The organism is Candidatus Enterococcus avicola (assembly GCF_047470845.1).
GTDB lineage: Bacteria > Bacillota > Bacilli > Lactobacillales > Enterococcaceae > Enterococcus_D > Enterococcus_D casseliflavus.
Window position 1 is genome coordinate 1 of the sequence record NZ_JBLGTY010000026.1, and the last position, 14578, is coordinate 14578.

At 42.9% G+C, this 14578-nt stretch carries 12 protein-coding genes and 1 pseudogene; 2 read left to right on the forward strand and 11 right to left on the reverse strand.

Features of this window, described 5'->3' with window-relative positions; all coding sequences use genetic code 11:
* Positions 1 to 373: 373 nt before the first annotated feature.
* Positions 374 to 997, forward strand: a complete 624-nt coding sequence (locus tag ACI3E5_RS15510) for a hypothetical protein (RefSeq protein ID WP_074535072.1) — start codon at positions 374 to 376, stop codon at positions 995 to 997.
* A 62-nt stretch (positions 998 to 1059) separates the two neighbouring features.
* On the opposite strand, the gene ACI3E5_RS15515 is transcribed toward ACI3E5_RS15510, so the two are convergent.
* The 3 genes from ACI3E5_RS15515 to ACI3E5_RS15525 form a co-directional block, all read right to left on the reverse strand.
* Positions 1060 to 2937 (reverse strand): glucosaminidase domain-containing protein, encoded by a 1878-nt coding sequence (locus tag ACI3E5_RS15515; RefSeq protein WP_010747861.1) that lies wholly within the window; start codon positions 2935 to 2937, stop codon positions 1060 to 1062.
* 33 nt (positions 2938 to 2970) lie between these two features.
* Positions 2971 to 4449, reverse strand: a complete 1479-nt coding sequence (locus tag ACI3E5_RS15520; protein ID WP_498822090.1) for a C40 family peptidase — start codon at positions 4447 to 4449, stop codon at positions 2971 to 2973.
* Positions 4450 to 4816: 367 nt separating this feature from the next.
* Positions 4817 to 5437: a TetR/AcrR family transcriptional regulator gene (locus tag ACI3E5_RS15525; protein ID WP_498822089.1), complete on the reverse strand. Its 621-nt coding sequence runs from the start codon at positions 5435 to 5437 to the stop codon at positions 4817 to 4819.
* A 110-nt stretch (positions 5438 to 5547) separates the two neighbouring features.
* On the opposite strand from ACI3E5_RS15525, the gene ACI3E5_RS15530 reads away from it, so the two are divergent.
* Positions 5548 to 6150 (forward strand): ECF transporter S component, encoded by a 603-nt coding sequence (locus ACI3E5_RS15530; RefSeq protein ID WP_005225613.1) that lies wholly within the window; start codon positions 5548 to 5550, stop codon positions 6148 to 6150.
* A 131-nt stretch (positions 6151 to 6281) separates the two neighbouring features.
* Here the strand turns inward: ACI3E5_RS15530 and ACI3E5_RS15535 are convergent, their stop codons facing one another.
* The 8 genes and pseudogenes from ACI3E5_RS15535 to ACI3E5_RS15570 all read right to left on the reverse strand — a co-directional run bounded on the left by ACI3E5_RS15535 (position 6282) and on the right by ACI3E5_RS15570 (position 14546).
* Positions 6282 to 6641 (reverse strand): DUF1304 domain-containing protein, encoded by a 360-nt coding sequence (locus ACI3E5_RS15535; protein WP_015509373.1) that lies wholly within the window; start codon positions 6639 to 6641, stop codon positions 6282 to 6284.
* A gap of 2 nt (positions 6642 to 6643) precedes the next feature.
* A complete protein-coding gene (locus ACI3E5_RS15540; protein ID WP_016608137.1) occupies positions 6644 to 6931 on the reverse strand; it encodes a putative quinol monooxygenase in 288 nt (95 codons plus the stop codon).
* Positions 6932 to 6945: 14 nt separating this feature from the next.
* Positions 6946 to 7581: a nitroreductase family protein gene (locus ACI3E5_RS15545; protein ID WP_008378805.1), complete on the reverse strand. Its 636-nt coding sequence runs from the start codon at positions 7579 to 7581 to the stop codon at positions 6946 to 6948.
* 14 nt (positions 7582 to 7595) lie between these two features.
* Positions 7596 to 8003, reverse strand: coding sequence for a MarR family winged helix-turn-helix transcriptional regulator (locus ACI3E5_RS15550; protein ID WP_498822088.1), 408 nt, complete (start codon positions 8001 to 8003; stop codon positions 7596 to 7598).
* A 209-nt stretch (positions 8004 to 8212) separates the two neighbouring features.
* Entirely contained in the window at positions 8213 to 10879 is a 2667-nt protein-coding gene (locus tag ACI3E5_RS15555) for a cation-translocating P-type ATPase (protein ID WP_498822087.1), read from the reverse strand.
* A gap of 765 nt (positions 10880 to 11644) precedes the next feature.
* Positions 11645 to 12558, reverse strand: a pseudogene (locus tag ACI3E5_RS15560) (cation diffusion facilitator family transporter).
* Positions 12559 to 12733: 175 nt separating this feature from the next.
* On the reverse strand, positions 12734 to 13888 hold the full coding sequence (locus ACI3E5_RS15565) for an LCP family protein (RefSeq protein ID WP_498822086.1): 1155 nt from the start codon (positions 13886 to 13888) through the stop codon (positions 12734 to 12736).
* A gap of 193 nt (positions 13889 to 14081) precedes the next feature.
* Entirely contained in the window at positions 14082 to 14546 is a 465-nt protein-coding gene (locus ACI3E5_RS15570) for a VOC family protein (protein ID WP_086338456.1), read from the reverse strand.
* Between the last annotated feature and the right edge of the window lie 32 nt (positions 14547 to 14578).

Consider the following 14578-nt stretch of genomic DNA (forward strand, 5'->3'; position numbering starts at 1 on the left):
GTGAATGTGTTGTGGTAACTCTATTCTACAGAAGGGACTTCCTTTTTTCTATTTACACAAAATATTTTACACTCTCACACAATTTTTAACTTCACTATTCTTTTAATGCTTCCTTTCTTTTCTAAAGCATAGCAAAAGTCGCCCCGTATTTATAATCAACTTTTGCATCAATCTAAGAAAAAAGTGAAAATATGCGGTAACAGTCCGTTATTTCCGCTTCATTTTTTTACATTTACTATTTAACAATCCTTTATTTTTTTCGATTCATGCAATAACTGAGAATATTTTATTGCGTTATTTCCTTTCCTATTATACGATTAACTAAATAATGTTGGTTATTTGAAAATAAAAAACAAAGGGGAACGTGAGAATAATGAGAAAAAGTGTTGTTTTTAGTTTATTGGGGTTCACACTTCTTTTTGCTGGCTGCACGCCAAAAGAGGAGAAACCAGCTTCAGAAAGTACGGAAAATGCAAGCGCTACAAGCTTATCCATGACATCATCAACCGAAGTCGCCCAAGAATCGACGGTCTCTTCTAGCGAAGCGGCTTTACCGAGTTCGGAACAAACCATCACAGGTGTGAGTGGAACAAACTATACCATCGATTTGCCTAGCAATTGGCAAGAGGTACCTGATTTCACTTCATTGAACCCTGACAATGATTTCATGTTGTCCGATGCGTTAGAAACGAAATATTTAGCTGCAGTCGTTGAATCAAAACAGGATTTTGCCGATTTAGAAACTTACCTCGGATTGGTTCAAGAAAATTTGGCAACAAGCTTCGATACGACTGCCACCTTTTTACCAATTCCTGACACAAAGGCCTATTTCGTTGATTTTCCTGCGACAGTTGAAGGGCTAAATATCCACTATATTTATTATGTACTTGAAACCGAAAATAATTACGTTCAGTTGTATGGCTGGACGTTAGAAAGCTTATACGACTCTTCAAAAGAGGAACTAACAGCGATCATGAACAGCTTTAAAGAAGAATAAACAAAATATCTGTACCCAGTTTGGCTAATCGCCACAAACATGGGTACAGATGTTTTTTCTTTTTATCTACGGACTACAAGACGTTGCCCTACCAGAATCAATGAGCCAGAAAGGTTATTCCACTGCATCAACTGATTCACAGTTACACCGTAGCGTCGCGAAATCCCCCATAGAGTGTCTCCCGAACGTACAGTATAGGTGGTGCTGTTTGATGAGGAAGCGTTCGTTTCTTGAACGTACGCTGCACTTACCCAGCCACGCCCTTCAATTCGATACCAGACATTGTTGCCATTGACACTGGTTCCGGTCTTTTGCGCAACTGCACGAAAAGAGGAGTTGTTTAACAAAGATCCAACAATTCTGGCACTGGTAGACGCATCAGAGCGAATATTCAATGTTGCGGTAGTGCGAAACTCTTTGTTGATGCTTTGTTCAGAGCTATTACTTCCAGCGGTCACTTCTGTCACGTACGCAGCGCTCACCCAGCCGCGTCCTTGGATTCGATACCACACATTGTTGCCGTTGACACTCGTTCCCGTCTTTTGAGCGACTGCTCGAAATGTTGCATTGCTTGCCAAGGAGCCGACAACAGAAGCGCTAGTCGATGCGTCTGAACGGATATTCAGAGCAGCGGTGGTGCGAAACTCTTTGTTGATGCTTTGTTCGGCACTGTTGTTACTGTTATTATTATCGTTGTTATTACCATTATTATTGTTGTTATCATTCCCACCCGTATTCGATGAGATCTCCGTCACGTGAGCGGCACTTACCCAACCACGTCCTTGAATTCGGTACCACGTCGTATTGCCGTTCACACTGGTGCCGCTTTTTTGCGCTACTGCTTCAAATGTTGCATTGGCAGCCAATGAACCCACGATCGAGGCGTTGGTGGAAGCATCCGAACGGATATTGAGTGCTGCATTTGTTCTGAATTGCTTATTGATCGCCTGTTCAGAATTGTTATTGCTGTTATTGTTATTATCGTTTGAACCGCCACCACTTGATGTATCGTACTGGGTCAAATTGTACGTTTCAATCAAGTTGTTTAGCTTACTTGCATAAGACGTGTCGGTGGCATAGCGTCCTTGCAGCCATTGTGTCGCGTCACGATAAGAATTCGTATTAGACTTCCATGCCCCATGGTAGAAGAAAACACCCGGCGAAAATGAGGTGGTTCTCAAAACGTGCGCATTGTCTTGAAAAGATTCTTTTAATGAAGGGTATTTACGAAACTTCGCAATAATCGGATAGAGATTGCCATTCCCGTCATCTTCCAAGGTTTGCATCTCTACAAATTGTCCATTGTAAGATCCCTTGATACCAAACATATTATTGGCAAGAGTAGTCAGCGTGGATTGCCCCCAACCTGATTCTAAGATCGCTTGCGCTATCATGACTGAAGCGTAGAGGTCATTTGCCCCCGCCACTTCTTGTGCCATTGGTCCTACTTGCTGAATAAATGCTTGCTGATTATTAGAACGTGCCATTGGATTGTTGTAGTTGGGCATGACCTTCGTTTCAATGGCGATCCGCTCTTCTTCTGACAGAACAGGAATGTCACGATCGATTTCTGCTTCATTCTGTTCAGAAGCATCATCTGCTGGTTCATTTTCGGGTACGTCTTGAATTTCTACTACATCCGAACTTTCAGCTTCTGATGGATCGGTACTATCTTGCGTTGCTGGTGATCCCTCGTTCACTTCTTGATCTTCTACAATGCTCACGGAATCTTGCGTCGATGTGTCTTGGGTTGACTCTGCTGTTTCAACTACTTGAACACCATTTTGGGTTTCTGCTGACTCAAGTGTATCTGCTAAAACATTCATCGGCAAAATATTCACCGTACTAACAAGTGCAGCGGTTGCCGCCGCACTTTTACGGTAAAGAAGTCCTCTTCTTTGTTTCTTCGCACGATAACGAAGCTGTTTTCTTTCTTCCATTTGTCTCTCCTTAAAACTACAGCTAGCTAGTTCTTACATTCTTACTGCAAAGCTAGGTGTAAAATGAGCGGTACTGCCAACAGAAACATTTTGTCCTGGGCGTGGTGCATGAATGTATTGTCCGCCACCTAAAGCAATGGCTACATGATAGGTGCTGCCTGATGAACCCCAGAATAATAGATCTCCTGGTTGTGCTTGGCTAACGGAAATCACTGTACCCGCTGTTTCTTGTGGTACCGTCCATCTACCAATATCTCTCCCTGTTACTTGTAAAAAGACATAGCGAGTAAACCCAGAACAGTCAAAGCTGTCCGGTCCTTTGGCACCCCAAACATAGGGTTTTCCGATATGTTTATACGCTTCTGCCACGATTGCAGCCCCATTTGTTGATGCTGGTGCAGAAGGTGCTGGCGGCGTCACGATCGGTGCTGGTGACGGAGCAGGCGTTGGCGCCGGTGTTGGTGTAACGGGCGTTGGTGCAGGAACTGCAGGTGCACTGTCCGCTGGCGTCTCCGGTGCTGCAGGTGTCACTGGTGTTTCTGGCTCTTGAATTTCTGGTGTATCTACTGGTGCTTCTTCTGGAGCCTCTGGTGTTTCAACTGGTTCAGATTCTTGCGTTTCCTCTGGCTGCGTTTCCGCTGGCGCTTCTGGCTCTTCCACTGACGCTGGTCTCTCTGCTCCTGCGTCAGATTCGGTGCCCTCTGCTTGAACAGCCGCTTCATTCAAGGCTGCTGCTTCCGCTGCAGCTTGTTCTGCCTGCTGTTGCGCCGCTTGTTCTGCTTGGGCTTGTAAAGCCGCAACACGGGCAGCTTCTTCACGAATTCTTGCTTGCTCCGCTTCATAGGCTTCTTTTTCCGCACGCAGCTGCTCTTTTTCTTCTTCTTTCGTTGCTTCTTCGTAGGCTAACTGACTAACCAAGACATTTAATTCTGCTTGGCTTGCTTCCAAGACACCTTTTTGTACTTCCAGATGGCTCTGTGCTGCTTGCAATTCTGCCACTTTTTCTTGTGATTCCGCACGCTTTTGTTCAACTGCTTGTTGGTCGGCTTTTTGCTGTTCGATCACTTCATTATTCGCTCGAATGATCGTCGTCATGGCATGGACCCGACCCACTAGATCACTGACAGAATCAGCTTCTAGTACGGCTGTTAGAAAATTGTCGCCTTTTCCATTGACTTGTGTTTCTCTGGCTTGCTTTTCGATGTTTTCTGAGCGTTTGGCAATCCGCTCTTCTAACTGACTGATTTCCTGATCCAATCCTTCGATCGCTTGCAACAAATCACTTTGCTGCGCTAAAATGATTGCTGTTTCTTGATTTAATGAATCAATTTCTGCAGACAATCCATCAATTTCCCCTTGTACGCTTTGACGTTGCTGTCTCAACTGATCAATTTCGTTATTTTTTTGTTCGATCAATTGATCGTGATTCGTAGCAAAAACGGTCACAGGTCCGCCGAATGATGACAATACAATGCCACACATACACACTGTTGCAAAGATTTTCTTCTTCATCTGATCCTCCAAATTCAATTTTAAAACTTTTTTTTCATTTATTTGACCATTTTCATTTTACCATAGTTCAGAAACAAACCCAATCCGTAAGCGATTTACATTTTAGTTACACAAATAAACTCTGTTTTTTTATTGCATGTTCCCCACTCCTCTGCGATCAACACCCCTAGTGAATCCCTATTTATCAACTGTTCAAGAAAACTTCATAGAAAAAGTCCTTTTTCTTAAGAAAAAATAAATAATGTTGTAGATTTCACTTTTATTACATTAATTTTCTGCAAAATATGCGTGATTCACAAAATTTTAAACAGACGAAAAAAGCTCCTTCCTAGTGTTTACTAGAAAAGAGCGAGTTTTTTTGTCTTAGTTATTCGCGATAAGGGAGTAGTTGTCTCATTACAGCGATTTGGTCATCAATGGTCTGTTCTGTGATGTGACCGGTCAGAGCCAGAATCCCCAATCCTTCAATCACGAACATATAGTTTTCTGCAATCACTGCCAAGTTTTCATCTTTTAGCACGCCTTGCTGAACGCCGACTTGAAAGATCTCATGGATCGTCCGTTTCGTCTCAGAAAGTTGTGCTTGCTGCAGGGAACTGGAGGCTTCGGTTTTATGCGTATAGTAATACTCGTAGACGGCTCGCAGCATACCGTCAGAAATGCTGTGGAGTAGACGCTTGCGATGGTCGTAAAAATATTTGTTTAAAATCGTTTCAAAGGGCACTTGCTCCATGATCATCTCTCGTACATCATCAAATTTTCGTTTGGAGCGCTGCTCTAACACTGCCAAAAAAATCTCATCCACCGAACGAAAGTATAAATAAATGCCACCACGACTAATGCCGCACTCTTCGATAATGTCCTTCATTGTCGCATCGATCAAGCCTTTCTTACTAAAGACGACTTTGGCACTTTCAAGAATCAAATCACGCTTTTGTTGTTTTTTCTTTTCCGCTGTAGTCAATTCGCTCTGTTGCTTCTTTGCCATTTTTTTGGCTCCTTTCATCACATTATTAATGACACTCGTGTCATTTTGTTGTATAATCAACCTAACTTAAAAATGACACGAGTGTCATTATAAAAAAAGGAGTTTTTACAATGAATACAAAAAGTAAAACCTATCGCCTTGTCATTCGTGCCATTTTGACTGCTATTATTATTTTACAGACGATGGTGCCTTTCCTTGGATTTATTCCGATCGGTATCACTAGTTTAACGATCATCCATATCACGGTGATCGTCGCTGCCATCGTTTTAGGGACAAAAGACGGGATGTTCATCGGCTTAGTCTGGGGTATTTTTACCATGATTCGTGCGTTTACCTCTCCGACAACGCCCTTAGACATTGCCGTTTTCACCAACCCAATCATCTCGGTGGTTCCCCGTGTATTGGTTGGCTTAGTGGCTGGTCTCTTGTTTACGATCATTTACAAAAAGACCAAAAAAGTCGTCGCTGCTTCGATTGTTGCAGCAATCTTTGGGACCATCACCAATACAGTTTTGGTCTTAACGTTAATGGGAACCTTATATACTGGCTTAGTTGCCACTACCTATGGTGTCGATGCTTCGGCTTTATTCGTGACCCTCGGTGGAATTGCTGTAACGAATGGAATTTCTGAGGTGATCACAGCTGCGATCTTAACACCCATTCTAGTAAAAGCCTTATTTGCAGCAACCAGTTTACGACCCGAAAATCGTTAGTCCCTTCTCTTATCCTATCATTTTTTTCACGTTCTGAGTACTCTTTGCCCAACATTAAAAGCCCCCGATCGAAGAAAGCTTCTATTGAATAGAAATGCTTTCTTCGATCGGGGGACTTCTTCTTTTATTGGTTAAAAAAAGGTGGATAGCAAGGCAAGGATCGCTAGACCGCCTTGGGTCAAAATAATTTTCTTGTCGCTAGTCACACTGCCATATGCAGCTACTAAGATAATGTAGATCAACAGCAAGCGACTGATTTCCAATGGCGCTGAAGCAAAGGTAATACTATACAGTAACCCCAAACCAATCAGCCCATTGTAAACTCCTTGGTTTTTGAACAAGGTCACAACGATCGGTCGTTCAAGCTCTGTTTTCGTCACGTTGAAGACCCGCGCCGTTGCTTTGGACGTAGTGGCAAATGTTTCTAAATAGAGAATATAGAAAAACTCTAAGGCAACCAGTACAATCAAAATCGTCGATAAAATCGTCATCTTTATTCTCCTTGATGAGCGACAACGATCTCGCTCGGTTTGGCTGCAAAGTCAGGCATTTGTTGGAATAATTGTTGCAGCAGCGGGTTTTGATTGTGAGCGGTGATCGCTTCTTGATTCGCCCATTTTTCGACCATGACAAACCGATTGTTCTCTTCCAATGATTCATAGAGATGATAGCCGTGGCAGCCTTCCTCAGCTCTCGCCGATGCTAATAATGGCGTAACAGCGGCTAAAAAATCTGCCCGCTTTTCTTCTTTGATGTAAAACGTTGCATTAATGATTTCCATCGTTTTCCCTCCTCTTATAGAAATGTCGTAATTTGTTCTGCGTCTAACCGAACGGATTCATAGCCTAATTCTTTGGCTTTTCCGACTGAAAGGATCATGACAGGAACATAACGTTCTTTGTCTAAGCCAAAAGCTTCGGCTAATTGATCTGCTTCAAAGCCGCCGATTGGGTTGGTTTCATAGCCATGCGCCCGCGCAACTAACATAAATTGCATCGCTGCTAAACTAGCGTCGATCTTCACCACATCATTCATTTGTTCTTTTGTAAGATTTTCGTAATGCGGAATGATCGCTGCTAATTGTTGGTCACGTACTTCTGCTGGCATTTTTCCTTCTGCTACTGCTTTGTTATAAATTTCTTCCCCAAGTTCATGACAAAGCATATCGCCAAAAATCAAGACCATTGCAGAAGAGGTATCATTTTGACGAACGTTGAAACGAATCAATGGTTTCAATTTTGCTTTTTGCTCGTCGCTTTCCACAACGACAAAGCGCCAAGGCTGCATATTGACTGAGGAAGGTGCTGTCGTTGACTCTTGGATCATGGTCAACATTTCTTCATGGGGGATTTTGTAGGTTTCATCATAGACACGAACCGATTTTCGGCCAAAGGTGATCTCTGAAAAATTGTTATTGCTATATTCTGTCATGGGTTTGCCTTCTTTCATGGAACTAATTTCATAAGTAATGTTAGAAGCTGTGCTTCTTCTTTTTCGGTCAAATTGATGCCTAACGACTCCTCAGAGCTGGCATGCTTTGAAGCACAACTAGCCAAATCGGCTTGTGCTTTCGATGTCAAAGAAACAAAAATCTCGCGGTTATTGTCTTTGTTTCGTTCCCGTGTCACAAATTGTTTTTCTTCGAGAATCTTCAAATGCCGAGTGACCGCTGCACTATCGATCTTCAATTCATTCTGTACTTGATTTTGGGTACAGCGTCCTTGCTCATTCAAAAACTGCAGCAACTGATAACGGGTCAGACTAAAGCCAGTCTCTTTTTCAAAGATCGCCGTTAATTCTTGATTCACGATTTTCATCCGATACAGCAATCCGCTTAGCTCACGTAAATTCATTGCATAAACCGCTCCTTTCATCATTGACTTGTCAACTGTTGACTAGTCAAGTATAAATCATTTTCTTTTGCTTGTAAAGAGTAAGCAAAAAAGACCCGCTGCTAGGCGTACCTCATCAAGAATCGAAACAGAAATTCTTTGATGAAGGTACACCAACAGGCTGCGAATCTTCGTTACTCCAGTATTGAGAAAATACGGTAGAATTTATTTTATTTTAATTGGAAGAGTTTCTTCAAGCCCATCACGATCAGTGTAGAGATCGCTGCTGCTGCGAAGATAATGCCCCACGTGCCAGCTTGAATCGGCATCGTATCCAATAGCTCATTCATAAACGGTACATAGACCGCTGAAAGCTGTAAGCCGACGGAAAGGAGCAATGCCCCCATCAATGGTTTGTTTTTCAAGAGGGTTTTGTCTAAACCAAAGCCGCTGCTCTTACGAACGTTGAAAATATGCATCAATTGCGCCACTGCCATAAAGGTAAAGGTTGCTGTTTGTGCATAAAGCAACTCGTGATCTGTCAGCATCAGGAAGTTGAAGAAGCCAAACGCCACCAAACCAATCACGACCCCACTTAAAATGATGCGTCCTAAGAAACGCTTATTTACGAGGCCATCCGCTTTCGACCGTGGCTGGCGCTTCATAATGTCGTCTTCAGCTGGTTCAAAGGCTAATGCCATGGCTGGAGCAATATCGATGACTAGATTCAAGAAAAGGATATGCAGCGGTTGGATCGGCATGGGCATCAAGAAAATGACACTTAGAAAGATCGTCACGATCTCAACCATATTACAAGAGAACAGGAAGGAAACATATTTTTTGATGTTGTCAAAAATGATGCGTCCTTCTTTGATAGCATCGACGATCGTTCCAAAACGGTCATCCGTCAAAATCATATCGGAAGATTCTTTGGCTACTTCTGTCCCCCGAATCCCCATGGCGATCCCGATATCGGCGCCGTTGAGTGCTGGCGCATCGTTGACCCCATCGCCAGTCATTGAAACGATATCGCCTTCTTCACGCAACGCTTCCACAAGCTGTAATTTATTTTTTGGTGAAACTCGAGCAAAGACAGCGACTTCTTCGATTTTTTCGTTAAAGCCTTCTTGCCCTGCCAATTCATCGATCTCACGACCCGTCATGGTTTTTTCATGGTCTTTTAAGCCAATTTCTTTGGCGATCATGGACGCCGTCTTCGGATGGTCCCCCGTGATCATTTTCACTCGGATCCCCGCTTCTTGTGCGACCTTCACTGCTTCTTTGACATCTGTTCGCGGCGGGTCGACGATGCCCGCAAAGCCTTGGATCTTGATTTCCTGTAGTGCTGCTTTCAGCTCTGCTTCGTCCGTTCCACCCTGATAATCCTTGATGCAACCGACAGCGATCACCCGCTGCCCATGACTGGCTAACGTGTCATTGTATTCATGAAGCTGTTCTTTTTCTTTGGCATCAGCATCGGCTAAATCAATCAAGACATCTGGTGCCCCTTTGATGATCAATGTCCGTTGCTTTCCTTCATACACGGTCACCATGTATTTGTTGTCGGAATCAAAGGGCATTTCTGCGATTTTCTTCAGCCCGCTGTCCTGCTCTTTTTGGCGATCGATGCCGATTTTTTGACCTAAAACGACGAACGCCCCATCTGTTGGATCACCGAGGATCTCGTATTGCCCTTCGTTTTCACGTAAGGTGGCGGTGGTACATAAAGCACCGTTTTCGATCATCCCTTGCAGCGCATCATGATTGGCTGCATCGATCTCGGTTTCATCCTCCGAGTCTGCCTTGTAAAATTTTCCGTTGGGTTCATACCCATTTCCTGTTACTTTGAACATTTCTCCTGAACCTAAAATGATCTCAGCAACCGTCATTTGGTTTTCTGTCAGCGTCCCCGTTTTGTCACTGGCAATGATACTGGTGGCGCCCAAGGTCTCAACAGCTGATAACGATTTGACCAGTGCTTTGTGCTCGGCCATCGTCCGCATGCCTCGGGACAATGTGATCGTCGAAACGGCTGGCATTGCCTCAGGTATCGCTGCGACCGCCAAAATAATCGAGATATGGATCATTTCGACAAATGGTTGATTCGTCAAGACCCCAGCGATCAAAACTGCCACCGCAGCAAAAAGCGCGGCAATAATGATTGCTTTTCCTAGCTTGTCCAATTCGATATCTAACGGCGTTTGACGCTTTTTGTCACCCGTCAGCATGTCACTGATTTTTCCGACCTCAGTCTTCATACCGGTTTCTGTCACTACAGCATAGGCATTTCCCCGAGTTGCCGCAGTTCCTGCAAAAACGACATTGCGTCGATCGCCTAGTGGAACATCTTCTTCATAGGTTTCTCGTGCATCTTTTTCAACAGCTTCTGACTCACCGGTCAGCGCTGATTCGATGCAGGTAAAGTTGCTCGTTTCAAGTAAGCGGGCATCTGCCGCAATGGCATCCCCTTCTTCCAGAACGAGAATATCGCCTGGAACGATTTTTGCCGACTCGATCTCCATTACTTCTCCATCACGAATCACTTTTGCGGTAGTGTAAATCATGCTTTGAAGAGAATCAATTGATTTTTGTGCTCGTAATTCTGTGATAAAACCTGTCATTACAGCAATCACCACGGCAATCAATACTGCAATTCCTTCAATCGTTTCCCCCATCGCAAAAGAGAGTAACGCAGCTGCTAGCAATAAATAAACAATCAAGTTGTTCAAGTTATGCCACAGCAATTCCCATACAGAAAGGGATTCTTGTTGCTGGATCGTGTTTTCTCCGTATTTTTCTAAGCGTTTGTCGGCTTCTTTCCCGCTTAGGCCTTGCTTGCGGTCACTTTCAAAATGTTTCAAGGTCTCTTCAGTCTTTTGCTGGTAAAATTTTTCCATCAAATTCCTCCTTTAAATTATAAACTTCTTGCCGAGGGTTTCCACGTTTCTGAAGGGATAAATCGGTACAGATACCTTGCACAGTCATTTTTTGATTTGAATCGGTTCAGGCAATTGCTGAGTGAAGGGAATATAACCAATAAGAAAAGCAAGCGCAGGTTGACTGGCTGAGGGAAAAGGTATGTGTGTTGAGTATCGATCATTTTGCGAGCAATGAAGTCGCTTCTTTTAATCGTCGCAAGTGATCTTTCTATGTACGTACTTTGTGAAAAAACCATCCGGCCTACTTCTAACCTATCATGGATGAAGATGTTCGCAAAGGATTTTGCTTCACAAGTGGTGTAAAAAAACAGTCGTAACAAAATTAGCACCACCGCTTTTGGTGAAGATTGGGCAGCATGTCAGTAATGCCAAACAGGTACTCGTTTCGGTGTTTTCTTAATAAACTAAGCTTTTGCTATGTTGTGATTTACAATGTTACAACTCTAGCAAAAAAATAACTTTAAAAAGAGAACGCTTGCTGTCTTTACTTTATTTTAACAAAAAACAACAAACTTTTGAACAAAAAAAATGTTTATTGCTAAAAAAACAATTGAATTGCGACCTCTCGCTGACATTCTCCTTGCTGATCGTCTGAAAAGGTTGAATCAAAACTAGTCATGATCCATTGTGTTCATATAAAACAAGCACGCCAATACCCCAAAAAAGCATTCCTCGTTTGAATGATAAATCACCAACCGAGGAATACTTCGTATCTATTCTACTTTATGAGGGAACTTCCTCACTCTCGATGTAGCAATAGACTCGCAGATCAGGCAAAGCCTGTTTGATCCGCTGTTCGATGGTATCGATAAATACGCTTGGTTCTTCGGGTCCTAGCTTCAAGGTAAGGTCGGCGACGATCAAAAGTTCTTCTGGGCTTAGATGGAGGGTTCGCAAATCTTTGATTTGAATGATGGCAGGGTCGGCTAAAATTTGTTTGATCGTCATTAAATCAGAAGCAGAGGCGCCTTCTCCAATCAAGAGGCTATAAAATTCTTTGGCTAAAAAGACAGCAGCAGCAATCAACAAAAATCCACCCAAAATGCCGCCGAGGGAATCAAATACTGGATTGTCCGTCAATGCGGTCAATAAGATTCCTACGATGGCGATCGTCACGCTACCTAGGGCAAATAAATTTTCCGTGAAACCTAAAAGCAGATCGGAATCGCGGCTTTCTTTTAAGAAACGGACGAGGGGCTGATTTTGCTTGTTTTGTTCTTTGACTTCTTGCCATCCCTCTTGTACAGCCGTCACTTCAATGAACAAACTGACAAATAAGATCGCTGCCACCAGCTGGAGCTGTTCCACTTCGTGGGTGGGGTCTAGCAGATCACGGCTGGCTTCAACAACCGCTAAAATCCCACCACCTAAAAAAACTGTCATGGCAACTACAGTACTAAAAAATAGGTCGCTCGTCCTTCACCAAACTGATGCAGTTCACTGCGTCCTCGCTGTGCTCGGTTTTCACCGATGGCTAGAAGTCCTTGATTGATGCAATCGATCAGACTATGGATACTTTCGTTCATCAAGACAGCACTGCCGCTAAAGAAGTAGCCGATGGCTTTCATGATCAACCCTAAGACATGGGTCAGCAAAACGATTCTACGGGCTTTTTGCTCTTGCTGTTTTTCCATCATGGTTCCTCCTTCGGTGTCGAACTCGCTGTAACAAGCTGTCTCTTTTCTTAAGCATAGCACTGCACTTCCTAGATGAAAACGAAAGTGGCTTGCGACAAAGATTTACCATTTGCTCCCCTCTTGAACGCAAAAAAACCAGGATTTCTCCTGGCTTGCTTCTGACAATTATACTTCATTAATAATTTGAATCTGATCCATACTCCGTGCCATAGCCCGTTCCGTTGTCAGTACCGTACTCGTTGCCATAACCTGTTCCTTGAGACCCGTCGTCGTATCCTGTCTGAGCACCTGTGTTTTGATTTTGGGTACTCTGTTCTTCTGTCTGCTTGCCTAATGCCTTAAGCATGTCGTTTCGGATTTCATTGTAAGAGTAGTCTTGGATGTACACAATGGACTGACCATCGTAAGACTCCCCATCATACCATTCAAAGGTATGACTATTGATTTCAAACCCTGAAATCATATTTCCAGCAAGGGAAACTAAATCTTCAAACTTAAAGTTTGTATTCACGTCTTCACTGACTGAGTCTAAGATTTCTTGGTACTTGGTGACATTATTGATTTTCAAAGCTTGGTGGATCGCTGCTTCAATAACTTCTTGCTGACGATTTCCTCGATCCACATCGGTATCCATTTTACGGATGCGCGCAAAAATCAAAGCTTGCTCACCGTTCAACAACTGACGGCCTTCCGGAATCAATGTTTCCCCAGAGTTATCTGCGGCATAATCTTGATTTATGTTGTAAGGGACATTTACAGTTACACCACCAATTGCATCAATAATTTTTTTAAAGCTTATGAAATTCACATTTACATAGTAATCGATTGGTAATTGCAAATAATTTTGAACGGTTTCGATCGTGGCATCTTCTTCTCCGACTGTATAAGCACTATTGATTTTTGCTGTGGTATAGATCGTACCCGTTCCAGTTCCATCATAGATATTCGTCCAAATATCCCGCGGGATGCTGACCATATCGATTTTTTTATTTTCGCCATCATAAACCATGTAGATCAAACTATCAGTACGTGCGCTGTCTAAATGATCTGTTTGTTCACGTTCCTCATCATTATCGACACCCATCAATAAAACACCGAACTTAGAACTTACATCGGATGTTTTGAGTGATCCATCCTCTTTTCCTTTGTTAGAGCTGATCACAGCGGATTCTTTAAACATTTTATCCACTGAATTTTTTGCTGCATAATACGTATAGCCGGCAAATAAAACGATGCCTGCAATGGCGAAAAGAAAGATTCCTCCAATAATCACGCGTTTGTTGCGCGCTTTGTGGGCTCTTTGCTGTTTATATCTCGTCTTTCTATCCATAGTGCCTCCTTCATTTCTCCTGAATTGCTCTCCCCGATTGTACCAGAATTTTTACGATCCGCCTATTTTTTTAAGAAGTTTTATTCTTTTTCTGTGAAGTCCTTTAAACATTCCTTAAAAATAATTCTGGGATTGAAAGAAACTTGGATAATTAGTCAACTTCTATGGATATTTTATTAAAAAACGAGTTTTTTCATTCACCCTTTTTGGAGGGATCAACTTCTTTTTCGACAGTCAGCTGAATAATTACACCAAAGGGATCGCGAACACTTGCATAAAAAAACGCAAAAGCATTCTCACTTGGTGCTTGGATCGTCTGACTGCCTTTTTGCCTCAATCGTTGATAAAGCTTCTGAGCTATTTGGCTCTCCGCTAGCGTCAAACTCAGTGACAAGTGATTGCCTCGCTGAATCGTCTCTCCTTCAACTAATGGATTGTCTGCCAGCTGTAACTGAAAATCTCCAATCTGTAGGATGGAGTGAGAAAGATACTGCTCTTGTCCCGCAAGAATCTCCAGCGTTGGATCAAGTCTCTCACGATACTCCTGGTTGGTGATGGCAAATAAGAGGGTTGCGTCTAGTGTTTCTTGATAAAATTGAATGGCTTCTTGGGCTTTGCCGTCTAACGTTAAAAACAAAGCGATTTTTGGTTCGATCATTTGTTGGTTCCTCCTTTTCTTGTTACCATAAG

What these genes read in the sequence shown, in the direction of transcription:
- ACI3E5_RS15510 (WP_074535072.1), top strand. Translation starts at nt 374, where the DNA reads ATGAGAAAAAGTGTTGTTTTTAGTTTATTGGGGTTCACACTTCTTTTT.
- ACI3E5_RS15515 (WP_010747861.1), bottom strand. Translation starts at nt 2,937, where the DNA reads ATGGAAGAAAGAAAACAGCTTCGTTATCGTGCGAAGAAACAAAGAAGA.
- ACI3E5_RS15520 (WP_498822090.1), bottom strand. Translation starts at nt 4,449, where the DNA reads ATGAAGAAGAAAATCTTTGCAACAGTGTGTATGTGTGGCATTGTATTG.
- ACI3E5_RS15525 (WP_498822089.1), bottom strand. Translation starts at nt 5,437, where the DNA reads ATGGCAAAGAAGCAACAGAGCGAATTGACTACAGCGGAAAAGAAAAAA.
- ACI3E5_RS15530 (WP_005225613.1), top strand. Translation starts at nt 5,548, where the DNA reads ATGAATACAAAAAGTAAAACCTATCGCCTTGTCATTCGTGCCATTTTG.
- ACI3E5_RS15535 (WP_015509373.1), bottom strand. Translation starts at nt 6,641, where the DNA reads ATGACGATTTTATCGACGATTTTGATTGTACTGGTTGCCTTAGAGTTT.
- ACI3E5_RS15540 (WP_016608137.1), bottom strand. Translation starts at nt 6,931, where the DNA reads ATGGAAATCATTAATGCAACGTTTTACATCAAAGAAGAAAAGCGGGCA.
- ACI3E5_RS15545 (WP_008378805.1), bottom strand. Translation starts at nt 7,581, where the DNA reads ATGACAGAATATAGCAATAACAATTTTTCAGAGATCACCTTTGGCCGA.
- ACI3E5_RS15550 (WP_498822088.1), bottom strand. Translation starts at nt 8,003, where the DNA reads ATGAATTTACGTGAGCTAAGCGGATTGCTGTATCGGATGAAAATCGTG.
- ACI3E5_RS15555 (WP_498822087.1), bottom strand. Translation starts at nt 10,879, where the DNA reads ATGGAAAAATTTTACCAGCAAAAGACTGAAGAGACCTTGAAACATTTT.
- ACI3E5_RS15565 (WP_498822086.1), bottom strand. Translation starts at nt 13,888, where the DNA reads ATGGATAGAAAGACGAGATATAAACAGCAAAGAGCCCACAAAGCGCGC.
- ACI3E5_RS15570 (WP_086338456.1), bottom strand. Translation starts at nt 14,546, where the DNA reads ATGATCGAACCAAAAATCGCTTTGTTTTTAACGTTAGACGGCAAAGCC.